The organism is Altererythrobacter sp. Root672, from assembly GCF_001427865.1.
Taxonomy (GTDB): Bacteria; Pseudomonadota; Alphaproteobacteria; order Sphingomonadales; family Sphingomonadaceae; genus Croceibacterium_A.
This window is the reverse complement of record NZ_LMHH01000001.1, coordinates 1,362,936-1,377,997: the sequence shown is the minus strand read 5'-3', so window position 1 is coordinate 1,377,997 and position 15,062 is coordinate 1,362,936. Positions and strand designations below refer to the sequence as shown.

The following is a 15,062-nucleotide window of genomic DNA, read 5'->3' as shown; positions in this document are numbered from 1 at the left end:
CGGCGGCCTTTTTCGTGTCAGTAGAATGGGCTTGACGAAGGCAATCCGGCTCAATCGAGCGAAATGGCCTTTGCAAGTTCATCTGCATGGGTGAGCGCCAGCATATGTGGGGCACCGGAGATCGTGGTGAATCTGGTTGTTGGGATTTCCGCCAATCCTTGCATGAGCGACGGAGGTGTCGACGCATCATTTTCGCCTGCGATCACGTGGGTGGGGATGCAAATTTGCCCGAGATGTTCGCCTACCCCGATACCGGCGAGGGCATTCCATCCCGCGCGCCATCCCGCGAGGTCTGCTCGCTCAACGCAATCACGCGCATAGCGCACGCCCCAGTTGTTGGTGGCAAGGTCGGAAGGCCGAAACCAGCGCGTCAGACTTGGTGCAATCTGGGCGGGAAGGCCTTGCTCGTCGGCGGCGTGGGCGCGCTCTGCAAATGCAGGGAACGACCAGGCTGTGGCCGCGATGACTGTGAGGCTCGAGAGCAGCTCTGGATGCTTGAGAGCCAGTTCGAGTCCGATGGATCCTCCCAGCGAAAGCCCGGCCAGGTGAACGGGGCCGGTGCCGAGGCTTTGGATGAGCTCGGCCAGGTCGACCGCGTAGTCGCTGAGGCCTTGTGCGGGCGCTGCAGTTTGGGCGGCGCCGAAGCCGCGCAAGTCATAAGCGATAACGCGGTGCGCTCTGGTCAGATGAGGAATGACGTCTCGCCACATGCGCCAATCCAGTCCGAGAGCATGGACCAGCACCAACACCGGCTTGTTCTCGCCGCTATCGAATACACGCGTGGTGGAGTCGCGGAGGGACCATTCCTTGGTACCCGCGGCCATAGGAAGCCGTTCCTCATCAAAGACTTCCCGCACTGTATTCAGCATGTTGATGGCGCGCGGGTAACCAGCATAGACCGACATCTGCTCCAGAAGGGCCACGATCTCGTCGCGATCCGCGCCCACACGCAATGCCGCCTCGACGTGGAGGCGCAATTGCGGCTCCACGCCGCCTATCGCGCCCAACATGCCGATCGTCGCCATCTCGCGTTCGCGCCGCGAAAGCGCGGTACTGGCAAAGACGGTGCCGAATGCATGATCTAGCAGCATGTCCGCAAGCAGGGGCGATGTCCGGCGAATTCGCGCTTCGGTAGCTTCACCGCGCGCGCCGTCGATGGCGGCCAGTTCGCGTTTTCCGGTCGTGAGGTTCACGGCAGGATCCTTTCTCGTGTCTGTGTTCCTGCCGAGACGATTAGTTTATTGTGCTGAGCGCAGGATACGGAGGATTTGAGAGGGTGGCTTTCGAAAAAACGAAAGAGTTCGACTGGGACAAAGTCCGGGTCTTTCTGGCCTTGATACATGAGGGAACGTTGTCCGGTGCGGCCCGCAGCCTGCGCATCGTTCCGTCTTCGGTTTCCCGTAACATCGAGGACCTAGAGCACGCGTTGGGCTCGCATCTGTTTTATCGAACTCCGCGCGGATATCTTCCGACAGATGCAGGCCGTGCATTGGTGGAGAACGCAGAAGCTGCCGAACGGGCGATGTTTGCCTTCACAGCGCGCGGAAGCGGGCACGGCAGCTCGGTCACAGGGACCGTGCGCCTTGCCACAGCGGAGAACTTTGCGACCCGACTGATCCTGCCAAATGTGGCGACACTTCTCGCGCGCCACCCAGAGTTGCGCCTTGAAGTCGTGACGGACGTGCGCACTGTACAACTCAGCCGTCGCGAGGCGGACATCGCTCTAAGACTCGTACGGCCTCGATCTGGAAGTTATCTGGTCTCGAAAGTCGCTGAAATGGAAAGCGCGATCTTCGCCGCGTCCGACTATCTGCTGGAAGGCCCAATCATCGATCGACTTGTGTGTTGGGATGAGCGCGATGCCGACCTTGCCGCCGCACAATGGCTGCGCAAGATGCGGCCCAAGGGCAAGGCTGCCGTCACGACTACGAGTCTTGCAAGTCAGCTTGCCGCGGTGAAGGGCGGGGCAGGGCTTGGAGTCTTGCCGCTGTTCATGGCCGATGGTCTTAACAAGGTGAGCGACGAAATCCTGCGCCAGCCAGTCTGGCTAGTCCGGCACAGCGACACACACCGCAGCGCGCCGATAATCGCCGTTATGCAGTTTATCCGTGAATGTCTCGGCAGGACCAGTCACGGCTTTAGCTGACCAGCTAATGATACGACGGCGTCAGACAGTTTGCCGAAAACCGTGCGTCAGCAAATCCAGAAGCATCATCGCCAATTGCCACGACGTCGGCTACGCGGCGTCTACCAAGGCCCTTCGCCCCCTTGGCACCGCTCCGCCGCGCTCTATAAGGGCGGCAAATCCCAGTCCTACCGGAGAGAACCCCGCCCCATGCCAATGCCCAGCGTCAAGCGCGTCCTGCTCAAGTTATCGGGCGAAGTGCTTATGGGCGGGCAGCAGTTCGGGATCGATCCTGCAGTGGTCAACGAGCTCGCGCGCGAGGTTAAGGCGGCCAAGGAAAGCGGCCTCGAAATTTGCCTCGTCATTGGCGGCGGAAACATCTTCCGCGGCATGGCGGGTGCGGCCCAGGGCATGGACCGGGCGCAAGCCGATTACATGGGCATGCTGGCCACGGTGATGAACGCGCTGGCGATGCAGAACGCGCTTGAACAACTTGGCGTCCATACGCGGGTCCAGTCGGCCGTGCAGATGGACCAGGTTTGCGAGCCCGTGATCCGCCGCCGGGCTGAACGCCACCTGGAGAAGGGGCGCATCGTGATCTTCGCCGCGGGTGTCGGCAGCCCCTACTTCACCACTGACAGTGGCGCGGCCCTGCGGGCTGCGGAGATGCGGTGCGATGCCTTGCTCAAGGGCACCAGCGTCGATGGCGTCTACGACGACGATCCGAAGAAGAATTCGAATGCGACGCGTTTCGAAACCGTGAGTTACGACCGTGTCCTTGCAGACAACCTCAAGGTCATGGACGCCTCCGCCGTGGCGCTGTGCCGCGACAACGATATCCCGATCGTGGTCTTCTCGATCCGCGAGAAGGGCAATCTTGCGCGGGTGCTGTCAGGTGAAGGCGTGCAGACGATAGTGCAAAAGGAAGCCTGAGATGCCCAAGTACGACAAGGCCGATATCGAGCGCCGGATGGTCGGTGCAGTCGAGAGCCTGAAGAGCGACCTTTCGGGCTTGCGCACCGGGCGCGCCAACGTGGCGCTGCTCGACCCCGTCATGGTTGAGGTCTACGGTTCGATGATGCCATTGAACCAGGTCGCCACCGTTTCCGCGCCCGAGCCGCGCATGCTGAGCGTGCAGGTGTGGGACCGGTCGAACGTGACGCCGGTGGAGAAGGGCATTGCCCACGCCAACCTCGGCCTCAATCCGATGATCGACGGCCAGACCTTGCGCTTGCCGCTGCCCGACCTGACTGAAGAGCGCCGCAAGGAACTGGCGAAGCTCGCCGGCAAGTATGCCGAGGGCGCCAAGATCGCCATCCGCAACGTCCGCCGCGACGGCATGGAAGCGCTCAAGGAAGACGAGAAGAAGAAGGATATCTCGGAAGACGACCGCAAGCGGATGGAAGACGAAGTCCAGAAGCTGACCGATCGTTTCGTGGCCGACGTGGATGCGGCAGCGGCGCACAAGGAAAAGGAAATCCTGCAGCCGTGAACGCTTCTTCCCCGTCTCCGGTTACGTCGGGTGAAGGCGGTGCAGCCTCACTCGAAGCACAAGGTTCAGTGCGGAAAGACGGAAAATCCTACAGCGCCCGCCACGTCGCGATCATCATGGATGGCAACGGCCGGTGGGCCAAGCGGCGCCATCTGCCACGCGCCCTGGGTCACCAGCGCGGGGTCGAGGCCGTGCGCCGGCTTGTCCGCGCGATCGGGCCGATGGGGATCGATTGCCTCACGCTTTACGCCTTTTCCTCCGAGAACTGGAAACGGCCCGATGAAGAGATCTCCGATCTCATGGGCCTGATGCGGAAGTTCATCCGCAGCGACTTGCCTGAGTTCATCGCCAATGACGTGCGGCTGAAGATACTCGGCGATTACAAGGCCATGGCGCCTGATATTGTCGAGATGCTCGAAGACGCGCTGGAACGGACATCGGGTGGCAGCAAGACGCTGGCTGTGGCGCTGAACTATGGCTCGCAGCAGGAGATTGCCCGCGCCGCCGCCAAGGCCGCCGCCGAGGGCCCGGTGACGCCCGAGACGATCGCTGCCAATCTCGACACCGCCGATTTGCCGCCGCTCGATCTGCTGATCCGCACCTCGGGCGAGGTGCGGCTGTCGAACTTCCTGCTCTGGCAAGCGGCCTATGCCGAGATGTGGTTTACCGATGTGCTGTGGCCGGATTTCACTCTCGCGCATTTAGAAGAGGCGCTGGCGAGTTTTGCCGGCAGGGAACGGCGATATGGCGGACGATAGGCCCGCAGCCCACGCCCCGGGAAGTTTCGACCCGGTGCCGTTGAATGTGCGAACGGCGGATCTGCCGATCCGGCTGGCGTCGGCTGGGATGATGCTCGCGGTGCTGTTGCTGGCCTTGTGGCTGGGCGGACAGGCGCTCGACACGTTCATCTACCTGGTCGCGCTGATCGGCTTCGTTGAGTTCATGCTGCTGGTGTTCAAGGCCACGCCGCGTTTCACCGTCCGCCTTCCCGCGGTGATCGCCGGGGCGTTCTATTTCGGCTGTGCCGCTTCGATCATGGCTGGGGCGGGCACTTTCCTGCTGGTGCTGGTCATCGGGGTGACCGTCGCCACGGACACCGGCGCCTACTTTGTCGGCCGCGCGATCGGCGGGCCGAAGATTGCGCCATCGATAAGTCCGTCCAAGACCTGGGCAGGTCTGGTTGGTGGCATGGTAGCTTCCGCTGCTTGGGTCTTCGCCTGGGTGTTTGCGATCGATGCGCCGCTCGACGACTGGCTCGGTCCGCGGTTTGAGTTGGGACTCAAGATGTCGGCGCAGAACCTCGTCGGCGCGGTGTTTGTCGGGGCGGGGCTGGCAGTCGTGGCTCAAGTCGGAGACTTTTTCGAGAGCTGGCTGAAGCGACGCGCAGGCGTTAAGGACAGTTCGCGCCTGATTCCGGGTCATGGCGGGATATTCGACCGGATCGACGGCCTAATCCCGGTCGCGATCGTGGCTGGTTTGGTCGCGACGCAGATGGTCGTCTAGGTCAAAGACCGATGCGTACAATCACGATCCTTGGGGCGACCGGCTCGATCGGGGCCTCCACGCTCGACCTGATCCGGCGCAACCGGACGGACTGGCGCGTGGTGGCGCTGACGGCCCATTCCCAAGCGAATGAGCTGGCTCGCCTGGCGCGTGAGTTTCGACCCGAGATCGCGGTCATCGGCGATGAAGCTCGCCTGCCGGAATTGCGGGAGGCACTCGCTGGAACCGGGATCGAAAGTGCAGGAGGCGCCCAGGCGCTGTGCGAAGCCGCCGGGCGCGCCACCGACTTGACGGTGTCGGCCATCGTCGGGGCCGCCGGGTTGGCGCCGACAATGGCGGCGATCGAGCAGGGCGGCGTGGTGGCCTTGGCCAACAAAGAGGCGCTGGTTTCGGCAGGCGACGTGATGACCGCCGCCGTCGCGCGGTTCGGCGCCACGCTGCTGCCCACCGACAGCGAGCACAACGCGATTTTCCAATGCCTGCAAGCCGGCCGGATCGAGGACGTACGCTCGATCACCCTGACAGCGAGTGGCGGGCCGTTCCGCGAATGGACCTGGGATCAACTGCGCGCGGCAAGCCCGGCGCAGGCGCTCAAGCATCCGAACTGGGACATGGGTGCGAAGATCACCATCGATTCCGCGACGATGATGAACAAGGGCCTCGAATACATCGAGGCGCACCGGCTGTTTCCGGTCGGGCTCGAGAAGATCCGCATTCTCGTCCATCCGCAAAGCGTGATCCACTCGATGGTCGAATACCGCGACGGGTCCACCCTGGCGCAGCTTGGCCCTTCGGACATGCGCGTGCCTATCGCCTCGTGCCTCGCCTGGCCGGCGCGCATGGATACGCCTTGTGCACCGCTGGATCTTGCAGCGCTTGGCTCGCTGACTTTCTTTGCGCCCGACGAGGAGCGCTTCCCCGCGACCAGGCTTGCGCGTGAAGCGGCGGAAGCGGGCGGGGCTGCGCCTGCGGTGCTGAGCGCAGCGAACGAAGTGGCCGTGGCGGCGTTTCTCGCTGGTCAGATAGCGTTCACCGATATTTCGGCATTGGTGGCGCAAACTCTCGACAGCGACCTGCCACCCGCACCACAGTGCCTCGACGATGTTCTCGCCGTCGACGCTGTGGCGAGGGTGAGGGCCGCCGAAATGCTGGAGATTACCCGAGTTGCTTGAGAGCGTTCCTTGGTGGATGTGGATAGTCGGCTTCCTGCTGGTGCTTGGGCCGTTGGTGACCGTCCACGAACTCGGTCACTATCTGGTGGGGCGCTGGTTCGGCGTTAAGGCCGACAGCTTCTCGGTCGGCTTTGGTAAGGAACTGGCCGGCTATACCGACAAGCGCGGTACTCGCTGGAAGCTCTCCGCTCTGCCGCTCGGTGGCTACGTGCAATTCGCCGGTGACATGAACCCCGCAGGGCAGCCGAGCGAAGAATGGCTTGCGCTGCCAGAGGAAGAGCGGGCGAAAACCTTTCAGGCCAAGCCTTTATGGCAGCGCGCCTTGATCGTTGCTGCGGGGCCGGTGACCAACCTGCTTGTCGCCATCGCGATCCTCGCCAGTTTCAATCTCGCCTATGGCCGCCTGGAGATACCTCCTGTCGTCGCGATGCTGGTGGACGATGGCGCTGCTGCCAAGGCTGGGATCAAGGTCGGGGACCGTATCCTGGCGGTGAACGGCAACACTATCGAAGGCTTCAACCAAGTTCCGGCAATGGTCGCCGCCTATCCCGGCGAGGACATTGCCTTCGAAGTCGAGCGCGGCGGAGAGCGCCTGACTTACGAGTTCCAGATCGCCGCGGTGAAGGAGCGAGATCGCTTCGGTAACGAGTTCCTGACGGGGCAGGTCGGCATTGGATCGGGGGCAGGGCGCCTGGTTCCCGTAGGTCCCGCTGAGGCCGTCGTGCTGTCGGTGCGGCAGACCGGCGACATCGTCAGCATGATGGTGACCGGCATCAAGCAGATCGTGACAGGCCGACGGCCGATCACCGAGCTTGGCGGACCGATCAAGATCGCCAAGTTTTCCGGCGAGCAACTGAGCCTCGGATGGCGCGAATACGTATGGTTCGCGGCGATGATCTCGATTAACTTGGCATTCATTAACCTGCTGCCAATCCCGGCCCTCGACGGTGGGCATCTGGCTTTCTACGCGGCCGAAGCGGTCCGCCGGAAACCAGCCAGTCCGCGCAGTCAAGAATGGGCGTTCCGCACCGGTATAGCCTTCGTGCTGGCCTTGATGCTGTTCGTTACCATCAACGACGTCGCCTCGCTGTCTTTGTTCGGCAGCTAGGCGAAGGTGAGTGGGCTCCACCCGGCATTAGCGGGGCGGGGATAAGGAAGGCACTGCAGCGTAAATCCCGGCAAGTTTGCTTGAACGCCTGCCTCACTTGGGGCAAGGCCGCACCTCGCGCTTTCGCGAGACTTGTCGTCTTGACCGGGACGAAGTCACTGCAGCAATAAATTGGGATGTGGCGCGTAAGAATGGATGGGGACATGAGCGGTAAGGCAAAGTCGATCGGCGCCTCGCATTTCGTTGTGGCCCTCCTGGGGTGCACTGTCCTGGCGGGAGTTCCGGTTGCGGCGCTTGCCCAACAGGCCCAGCCACCTGCAGCGCCGGCACCGCTTGATGCAGCAGCTGCCCAGGCCCCAGCCCAAACTCCGGCACAGCCCGAAGGCGGCGTGATCCGTTCGATCGCGGTGGCGGGCGCCCAGCGGCTCGAACCCGCGACGATCGTATCTTACATCCAGATGCGCGTCGGGCAGAACTACACTGCCGCCTTGGCCGACCAGGCGCTCAAGGACCTGGCCGCTACCGAGCTGTTTTCGGACTTCAACATCGATTTCGACGCGAATACCGGCAATGTTGTCATCACGGTCGTCGAAAGCCCGGTGATCAACCGGGTGGTTCTGGAGGGCAACAAGCGCCTCAAGGACGACAAGATCCTGCCCGAGATCAAGCTCGCGCCGCGTCAGATATTCACCCGTTCCAAGGTCCGCGCAGACGTCGCGCGCATCATCGAACTCTACAAGCGCCAGGGTCGCTTCGCGGCAACGGTCGAGCCGCAGATGGTCCAGCTCGACCAGAACCGCGTCGATGTCATCTTCGAGATCAACGAAGGTCCGAAGTCCAAGGTCCGCCAGATCAACATCATCGGCAACGAGCAGTTCTCGGATGGTGAGTTGCAGGGCGAGATGGTGACCAAGGTCGCCAGCCTGACCAAGATCTTCAGCTCGACGACGAGCTATGACCCTGACAGGCTGGCGTTCGACCAGCAGCAGCTGCGCTCGTTCTATCTGCAGAACGGCTATGTCGATTTCCGCATCGTCTCTGCGGTTGCCGAGCTGACCCCGGACAAGAAAGACTTCATCATCACGTTCGTGGTGGAAGAGGGTGAGCGCTACAAGTTCGGCAACGTCGCTGTCGAAAGCCAGCTGCGTGATTTCGACAGCACGGTGATGACCAACGCGCTGCCGATGAAAACCGGCGACTGGTATGATGCCAAGTTGGTCGAAGATACCATCGACAACATCACCGAGACGGCTGGCACGTTCGGCTATGCCTTCGCCGAAGTGCGCCCACAGTACGTGCGCAATCGCGAAAACCTGACGATGGACCTCAAGTTCGTCATCAACGAAGCGCCGCGCGTCTATGTCGAGCGGGTCGACATCAACGGCAACACGCTGACGCAGGACAAGGTTATCCGGCGTGAGTTCCGCCTTGCCGAAGGCGATGCGTTCAACTCGCTGAGCGTCAAACGTTCGACCGCGCGCATCAACTCGCTGGGCTATTTCCAGGAGAACTTCGAGATCGAGCAGGTCGATGGCAGCGCGCCCGACCGGATCGTCCTCGAGGCTAACGTCCAGGAACAGGCGACGGGCGAGCTTTCGCTTTCGGCCGGCTTCTCCAGCCTTGAGAGCTTCGTGTTCCAGGGCTCGATCCGCCAGAACAACTTCCGCGGCCGCGGGCAGACCGTGGGCCTTCAGCTCAACTATTCGCGCTATTCGCAAGCGTTCAACGTCAGCTTCACCGAGCCTTACGTATTCGACAAGAACATCTCGGCCGGTGCCGACATCTACCGCCGCGACTACAACAACGCCTATTACAAGGATACCACCGCCACTTACGAATCCTCGACGACAGGACTTCAGGGGCGTTTGGGAATTCCGCTGACCGAGACGGTTTCAGCGCTTGCTCGCTATACGTTGAACTTTGAAGACGTAACCATCGACGAAAACCAGTATTACTCCGACCTCGATGGCGATGGCGTGCGGACTTGCGACCCGATCCTTGCCGGACGCTATCTGTGCGACGCCATCGGCAAGCGCACCAGTTCAATTCTGGGCATGTCGGTCATTCAGAACACCTTGGACAATGGCGCGCGACCGACACGTGGTCAGCGAGCCATTGCCAGTGTCGACCTGGCGGGCCTTGGCGGCGATACCTACTACGTTCGCGGACGGGCGGAAGCGAAGCGGTTTTGGCAGCTACGCCCGGGTTTCATCTTCACGCTCGGAGCGGAAGTCGGATATATCCACGGCCTGAAAGACAAGGGCCCGGAAACGGATGACGTTCAGCTCACCGATCGGTTCTTCCTTGGCGAGCCTGACATTCGCGGCTTTGATATTCGCGGCGTTGGCCCTCGCGTAATAAGGCAATTGTACGAAACGGATGGGACCGGCAATGTTGTTATCGGTCCCGACGGCAACGGGGTTCTGATACCCTACGATTCAAAGAACACTCAGAACGATTCACTGGGCGGACACGCCTACTATCTTGGCAGAGCCGAACTCGAAATCCCGCTGGGGTCGGGCGCGCGCGAGATGGGTATTCGTCCGTCGATCTTTGCCGACATCGGCTCGGTCTTCGGCGTCAAGACGCCGGTCCTTATCGACACCTTCCCGAATGGCAGTTTCTATCCGACGCGCAATGCCACGGGTGACCCGCTGTACACGCAAATCAACGACTCTACGTTGAATTCCAGCGGCGTTTGTACTGGTACGGCGGTCATCGTGACCAGTCCCACCAATTCGAATCCGGGCTGCCTGCCGGCCAGCAATGGCCAGGCCAACAACATTCCGATCGGCACGACCTATCCGGCGTTCAAGGAAACGTTCCTCGGCAATTCGGCGATGCCTCGCCTTTCGGTCGGTATCGGCGTAAACTGGAACTCCCCCTTCGGACCATTCCGTATCGACTTCGCTTATCCAATCCTCAAGCAGGAAGGCGACGACACCAAGAAATTCTCCTTCAACGTAGGGACCCAATTCTAATGAAGAACCAACTTTTCGCGACTGCCGCGCTTGCTCTGGCCGTCGTTGCGAGCCCCGCCTCGGCCCAGGTCAACGGCATCGCCGTGGCTGAGCCAGCTATCGCCATCGCCGCCTCGCAGGCCCTGCAGACCGCTTTCGGGCAGATCTCCCAGACCTACCAGGCGCAGCGCACCCAGCTTGAACAGCTCCAGTCGCAGCGCCAGGCGGCCCTGAAGCAGTTCGACGTGAACAACGATGGCCAGCTGAGCGAAGCCGAGGCGACCACGGCGCAGAACAACACAGCTGCCCGGACCCAGATCGAAGGTCTCGACCAGCAGATTTCGCAGGTCCAGCAGCCGATCACGCAGGCTCGTGTCTACGCTCTCGAGCAAGTGGCGCAGCAGTTCGGCCCGGCGGTCCAGCAGGTTGTCACCCAGCACAGCCTGCAGCTGATCCTCTCGCCCGGCCAGGCGGTCTACGCCAGCCAGGCGGCTGACGTGACCGACGAAATCGCCACTTCGCTCAACACGCTGGTCCCGGCTGTGTCGACGACCGTGCCGGCCGGCTGGCGTCCGCAGCAGCAGACTGTCTCGCTGTACCAGGAAGTGCAGCAGGTTCTGGTGCAGGCGGCGTTGCAGCAGCAGGCGCAGCAGCAGCAGGCCGCTCAGCCGCAAGCTGCGCAGCCGCAGGGCCGCTAAGCAGCGATCCGGGGGCAGGGCATGACAGAGGCAAACCAGGCCGTGGATGGGCACGCTTACGATATCGTGCAAATCCTCAATGCCCTGCCGCACCGCTATCCGCTGCTGCTCGTCGATCGGGTCAAGAGCCTGAAGATCGACGAGGAGATTCACGCGGTAAAGGCAGTCAGCTTCAACGAGCAGTTCTTCCAGGGCCATTTCCCTGGCCGGCCGATCATGCCGGGCGTGCTGCAGATCGAAGCGCTGGCCCAGGCGGCGGCGATCCTGGCGATCGAAACGCTCCAGCTCGCCGGTTCGGGCAAGCTGGTCTATTTCATGGCGATCGAGGAAGCGAAGTTCCGCGCCCCGGTGGAGCCCGGTTGCCTGCTCGACCTCAACGTCGGCTTCGTCCAGAAGCGCGCCCGCGTGTGCAAGTTCTGGGGCAAGGCCAGCGTCGAGGGCAAAGTGACCTGCGAAGTGCAATTCACTGCGATGGTCGCCGATCCGCCCAGCGCAAACTGATTTAGGCGCGGCCTGAGCCAGGTTGCAATTACTCGCGCCCATCTGTAAGGGCGCGCCTTTCCCGATATTGCAGGGCCGGTCGGAACCGGTCAAACGCTCGAAGGACTAATGCGATGAAGGCCGATACCCATCCCGATTACCACATGATCAAGGTGCAGATGACCGACGGCACCGTGTTCGAAACTCGCTCCACCTGGGGCAAGGAAGGCGACACGCTGCACCTCGACATCGACCCGACCAGCCACCCGGCTTGGACCGGCGGAACGCGCCAGGTCGACCAGGGCGGCCGCGTTGCGCAGTTCAACAAGCGCTTCGGCGGGCTCACGCTCAAGAAGAACTGAGCCAAGCCTCGAATTTGAGACAAGTGAGGGCGGTCCTGCGGGGCCGCCCTTTTCTTTTGTGGTGCCTACGGGGATTGCCAAGTCAAACGCTGAGCCCATCCTCCCCGGCCCGGGGAGGGGGACCAACCGAAGGTTAGTGGAGGGGCACCCTCGGGTTGCTCTGAGCTTTCGGGGGAGCGCACATCCGCCCGTGCCCCTCCACCATGCTGCGCATGGTCCCCCTCCCCATGCTGGGGAGGATCTGAAACTCGGACATGCAAGATCGCCCGCGGGCGAGCGCGGGCCTAACGCCGAGAGAGAACATCGCGGACGGGCAAAGGCCGGCGCGTCCTGGGCGTCACAGGATTGCCTTGCGCGAGCATGGAATGCGAACGGCGGCGAGGGCTGCGACCAAAACTCGCTGCTCGGCCGGCGCGTCCTGGGCGTCACAGGATTGCCTTGCGCGAGCATGGAATGCGAACGGCGGCGAGGGCTGCGACCAAAACTCGCTGCTCGGCCCTGTCGGATAAGAGGCACTGGCCGTTAGGGCTCGCAGGTCCCGCCAGTGGTTGTCATCCTCGTATCCTACGCTGGACACCCTCTGACGATGTCGGAAGGGCGCCGGCCTTAGCTGCGGGAGTGAGAACGAAGCGCTACGCCCCCGCACCCGTCGCTTGTCAGTGGCATTCTGACGGCGGGGCATATAACCTATTTGGTTAGAAATGTCAAGAGCGACGGCTCGCCCAACAGGCGATATCAATCTCCTGAGGGCTCAAACTTCAGCCGCCCGGCAAGCCTGCCCTTACCTGTATCGCGAACGTGGTGCCTGCCATCCACCACCGCAACGTCCGGAAAGTCGTGATACGAATTGAGGCCGAGACAGGCTACGTTGACCCCGTAGGTATCCGGGTCAGAACGCCGCTGATGGAAAGTGTACGTACCGCACACCGAGCAGAAGTAGTGTTTCGCCACCTTGGTGTTGAACTGATAGCAGCCGAGCTGGTCTTCGCCCTCCAGGATCACCAGTCCATCCAGCGGCGTCCCTACCGTGACCGCGCCCTTGGTTGAGCAAATCGAGCAATCGCAGCGCGCCCCGCGCAGCGGCTCCTCGACCTGGGCCGTGAACTTCACCGCGCCGCAATGGCATGATCCAGATCGCTGAACGCTCACCATCCCCAGGGCCTTTCACGATACCATTTGGTGATCACGTATTTCACACCCTTGCGCACCTTCATTCCGTGATGGAGCGTCGCGGGGTTCAGGCTGCCGTCGGGGCGGTGGTTGTTCCAGCACAGCAGCTTGCCTTCCTGCGGCCGAAACATCTTGTCGATCACCTTGAACCGCGTCGCGCCGCCTGCCTCGACATCGTTGAGGTAGATCATGAAGGTCCAGGTCCGCTGCCCGGCGACCGAGCAGTACTTCTCGAAGTCCTGCCCCGAGGGTTCGAAGTAGTCGGTGTGATTCTTGAATTCCTGGCCGACTTCGTAACGCTGGCCCTGGACTGGCTCACCGTAGGCAGCATCAATCCCGTTGAGACCGATGAGCAAAGCCTCGAGTTCCTGCACCGCCGGTTCCTCCGGGCTGAGGTCGCAAGTCTCGCTGGTGCGGAAATAGTGATCGCCATTGGCGTCGGCGATGGTGGAGGGCCGGCGATCCTTGTCGATCAGCGCGATCAGGCGCGTGCAGAGCTCGGGAGAAAGGAAACCGGGCAAGTCGTACACTTCAGCCCTTGGTGTCGGTACGCGCCGCAGCCCCGGCCGGGCGGCCAGGTGATCGGCAGTGGTCTCTCCAGGATTCGCCATCAGCCCTGGATAGCCGGGGAGCCTCGCGTAAGAAAGTTGCGTTGACCGTCACCTGACGAAGTTTTCACTTTGCTTGGCAAGTGACCTGTGCAACAGGCTCGCGCCCGCGCCGATCTGGCTTGACCGGTTGGTGCGTCTGCCTGAGAGCCACCGCGACACAGCGCAAGGTGGCTGAGGCTGTGGCGATTGTAGCTCAGTTGGTTAGAGCGCCGGTTTGTGGTACCGGAGGTCGCGGGTTCAAACCCCGTCAATCGCCCCATTCCCCTCCATGTCCTGGCGCTTTCGCACCTTATTGCGCGAGGCCTTTTGCATGACGGCTTTCTGGACCGAAGCAGACTGGGACGAACACGAACTCGTCCAACTGGTACACGACAAGGCTTCGGGCCTGACGGCGATCCTTGCGCTCCATTCCACCCATCTTGGCCCCGGCGCCGGGGGCACGCGGTTCTGGCACTATGCCGACCCGCAAGGCGGTATGCGCGATGCGCTGCGGCTGTCGCGCGGGATGAGCTACAAGAATGCCATGGCCGGCCTGCCGATGGGCGGCGGCAAGGCTGTCGTTCTCCTCGACAAGGACCGGACCAAGACGCCCGAGATGTTGGCCGCATTCGGCGATGCGGTGGACGCGCTCGGCGGCCGTTACGTTACAGCTGAGGATGTCGGCGCGAGCGAGGCCGACATGGTCGCGATCTCCAAGCGGACGCCGCACGTTTGCGGTTTACCCGCGGGCGAGGGAGAACTGGGCGGTGATCCCGGACCGTTCACCGCGATGGGCATCTTCCTCGGTATCAAGGCGGCGGTGGCGCACAAGCTCGGGCGCCAGGACCTCGATGGCGTTCGCGTAGCTCTGCAGGGCTGCGGGAGTGTCGGCGGCGGGGTAGCCCGGTTGCTGGCAAAGGAAGGCGCACGCCTGACCTTGGCCGATATCACTCCGGCCCGCGCTGCCGCGCTGGCGGCGGACCTCGGCGCGACGGCCGTGGCCGCGGACGAGATCATGGCGACCTCGTGCGATGTCTTCAGTCCGAACGCGCTCGGGGCGATTCTCGATGCAGAGGGAATCGCCAGCCTCGACTGCCCGATCGTGGCAGGTGGGGCGAACAACCAACTGGCCCGGCGCGAACACGGTGCCCTGCTGGCGGAGCGCGGCATTCTCTATGCTCCGGACTATGTCATCAACGCGGGCGGCATCATCAATGTCAGTCTCGAGTACTTGTGCCGCCAGCACGGCGAGCCTTGCGACCTGAACGAAGTCCGGGCGCGCATCGCGCAGATTCCCGAGCGCCTGGAATCGATCTGGCGCGAGAGCGATGAGAGCGGGCTGTCCTCGGACGTCGTGGCCGACCGGATGGCGCAACGGTTGATTGGGCGAGGCTAGACCCTT

General features: G+C 62.5%; 15 protein-coding genes and 1 tRNA gene. 13 read left to right on the top strand and 3 right to left on the bottom strand.

What is annotated here, in order from left to right; genetic code table 11:
• Window positions 1-50: 50 nt before the first annotated feature.
• Window positions 51-1,193 (bottom strand): alpha/beta fold hydrolase, encoded by a 1,143-nt coding sequence (locus ASD76_RS06595; RefSeq protein ID WP_055920165.1) that lies wholly within the window; start codon window positions 1,191-1,193, stop codon window positions 51-53.
• Window positions 1,194-1,276: 83 nt separating this feature from the next.
• Here ASD76_RS06595 and ASD76_RS06590 point away from each other — a divergent pair, with 83 nt between their 5' ends.
• The 11 genes from ASD76_RS06590 to rpmE all read left to right on the top strand — a co-directional run bounded on the left by ASD76_RS06590 (window position 1,277) and on the right by rpmE (window position 11,900).
• Entirely contained in the window at window positions 1,277-2,146 is an 870-nt protein-coding gene (locus ASD76_RS06590; RefSeq protein ID WP_055920162.1) for a LysR family transcriptional regulator, read from the top strand.
• A 189-nt stretch (window positions 2,147-2,335) separates the two neighbouring features.
• The gene (gene pyrH, locus ASD76_RS06585; RefSeq protein ID WP_055920159.1) at window positions 2,336-3,058 is read left to right on the top strand and encodes a UMP kinase; all 723 of its coding nucleotides are present in this window, start codon (window positions 2,336-2,338) and stop codon (window positions 3,056-3,058) included.
• Between the two features lies 1 nt (window position 3,059).
• Window positions 3,060-3,617: a ribosome recycling factor gene (frr, locus tag ASD76_RS06580; RefSeq protein ID WP_055920156.1), complete on the top strand. Its 558-nt coding sequence runs from the start codon at window positions 3,060-3,062 to the stop codon at window positions 3,615-3,617.
• A gap of 116 nt (window positions 3,618-3,733) precedes the next feature.
• Window positions 3,734-4,375: a polyprenyl diphosphate synthase gene (uppS, locus tag ASD76_RS06575; protein ID WP_235506654.1), complete on the top strand. Its 642-nt coding sequence runs from the start codon at window positions 3,734-3,736 to the stop codon at window positions 4,373-4,375.
• Window positions 4,362-5,120 carry a phosphatidate cytidylyltransferase gene (locus ASD76_RS06570; RefSeq protein ID WP_082553639.1) on the top strand — a complete coding sequence of 253 codons (759 nt, stop codon included), beginning with the start codon at window positions 4,362-4,364 and terminating at the stop codon, window positions 5,118-5,120. The genes uppS and ASD76_RS06570 overlap by 14 nt, the downstream gene beginning before the upstream one ends.
• A gap of 11 nt (window positions 5,121-5,131) precedes the next feature.
• Entirely contained in the window at window positions 5,132-6,292 is a 1,161-nt protein-coding gene (dxr, locus tag ASD76_RS06565) for a 1-deoxy-D-xylulose-5-phosphate reductoisomerase (RefSeq protein WP_055920149.1), read from the top strand.
• A gap of 16 nt (window positions 6,293-6,308) precedes the next feature.
• Window positions 6,309-7,400: an RIP metalloprotease RseP gene (rseP, locus tag ASD76_RS06560; RefSeq protein WP_055920146.1), complete on the top strand. Its 1,092-nt coding sequence runs from the start codon at window positions 6,309-6,311 to the stop codon at window positions 7,398-7,400.
• 203 nt (window positions 7,401-7,603) lie between these two features.
• On the top strand, window positions 7,604-10,381 hold the full coding sequence (gene bamA / locus ASD76_RS06555) for an outer membrane protein assembly factor BamA (RefSeq protein ID WP_156457570.1): 2,778 nt from the start codon (window positions 7,604-7,606) through the stop codon (window positions 10,379-10,381).
• Window positions 10,381-11,058, top strand: a complete 678-nt coding sequence (locus ASD76_RS06550; RefSeq protein WP_055920140.1) for an OmpH family outer membrane protein — start codon at window positions 10,381-10,383, stop codon at window positions 11,056-11,058. The genes bamA and ASD76_RS06550 overlap by 1 nt, the downstream gene beginning before the upstream one ends.
• Window positions 11,059-11,079: 21 nt before the next feature.
• Complete coding sequence (gene fabZ, locus ASD76_RS06545) at window positions 11,080-11,559, top strand: 3-hydroxyacyl-ACP dehydratase FabZ (protein ID WP_055920137.1); 480 nt, start codon at window positions 11,080-11,082, stop codon at window positions 11,557-11,559.
• Window positions 11,560-11,672: 113 nt separating this feature from the next.
• Window positions 11,673-11,900: a 50S ribosomal protein L31 gene (gene rpmE, locus ASD76_RS06540; protein ID WP_055920134.1), complete on the top strand. Its 228-nt coding sequence runs from the start codon at window positions 11,673-11,675 to the stop codon at window positions 11,898-11,900.
• A gap of 735 nt (window positions 11,901-12,635) precedes the next feature.
• On the opposite strand, the gene ASD76_RS06535 is transcribed toward rpmE, so the two are convergent.
• On the bottom strand, window positions 12,636-13,010 hold the full coding sequence (locus ASD76_RS06535; protein ID WP_235506539.1) for a GFA family protein: 375 nt from the start codon (window positions 13,008-13,010) through the stop codon (window positions 12,636-12,638).
• 35 nt (window positions 13,011-13,045) lie between these two features.
• Window positions 13,046-13,681 carry a prolyl hydroxylase family protein gene (locus ASD76_RS06530; protein ID WP_055920128.1) on the bottom strand — a complete coding sequence of 212 codons (636 nt, stop codon included), beginning with the start codon at window positions 13,679-13,681 and terminating at the stop codon, window positions 13,046-13,048.
• A gap of 182 nt (window positions 13,682-13,863) precedes the next feature.
• Between ASD76_RS06530 and ASD76_RS06525 the strand changes: the two genes are divergently transcribed.
• Window positions 13,864-13,940 (top strand) — tRNA-His (locus tag ASD76_RS06525).
• A gap of 51 nt (window positions 13,941-13,991) precedes the next feature.
• The gene (locus tag ASD76_RS06520) at window positions 13,992-15,056 is read left to right on the top strand and encodes a Leu/Phe/Val dehydrogenase (RefSeq protein ID WP_055920125.1); all 1,065 of its coding nucleotides are present in this window, start codon (window positions 13,992-13,994) and stop codon (window positions 15,054-15,056) included.
• Window positions 15,057-15,062: the final 6 nt, after the last annotated feature.

What these genes read in the sequence shown, in the direction of transcription:
- fabZ (WP_055920137.1), top strand. Translation starts at nt 11,080, where the DNA reads ATGACAGAGGCAAACCAGGCCGTGGATGGGCACGCTTACGATATCGTG.
- uppS (WP_235506654.1), top strand. Translation starts at nt 3,734, where the DNA reads ATGGATGGCAACGGCCGGTGGGCCAAGCGGCGCCATCTGCCACGCGCC.
- rseP (WP_055920146.1), top strand. Translation starts at nt 6,309, where the DNA reads ATGTGGATAGTCGGCTTCCTGCTGGTGCTTGGGCCGTTGGTGACCGTC.
- rpmE (WP_055920134.1), top strand. Translation starts at nt 11,673, where the DNA reads ATGAAGGCCGATACCCATCCCGATTACCACATGATCAAGGTGCAGATG.
- bamA (WP_156457570.1), top strand. Translation starts at nt 7,604, where the DNA reads ATGAGCGGTAAGGCAAAGTCGATCGGCGCCTCGCATTTCGTTGTGGCC.
- dxr (WP_055920149.1), top strand. Translation starts at nt 5,132, where the DNA reads ATGCGTACAATCACGATCCTTGGGGCGACCGGCTCGATCGGGGCCTCC.
- ASD76_RS06530 (WP_055920128.1), bottom strand. Translation starts at nt 13,681, where the DNA reads ATGGCGAATCCTGGAGAGACCACTGCCGATCACCTGGCCGCCCGGCCG.
- ASD76_RS06520 (WP_055920125.1), top strand. Translation starts at nt 13,992, where the DNA reads ATGACGGCTTTCTGGACCGAAGCAGACTGGGACGAACACGAACTCGTC.
- ASD76_RS06570 (WP_082553639.1), top strand. Translation starts at nt 4,362, where the DNA reads ATGGCGGACGATAGGCCCGCAGCCCACGCCCCGGGAAGTTTCGACCCG.
- frr (WP_055920156.1), top strand. Translation starts at nt 3,060, where the DNA reads ATGCCCAAGTACGACAAGGCCGATATCGAGCGCCGGATGGTCGGTGCA.
- ASD76_RS06550 (WP_055920140.1), top strand. Translation starts at nt 10,381, where the DNA reads ATGAAGAACCAACTTTTCGCGACTGCCGCGCTTGCTCTGGCCGTCGTT.
- pyrH (WP_055920159.1), top strand. Translation starts at nt 2,336, where the DNA reads ATGCCAATGCCCAGCGTCAAGCGCGTCCTGCTCAAGTTATCGGGCGAA.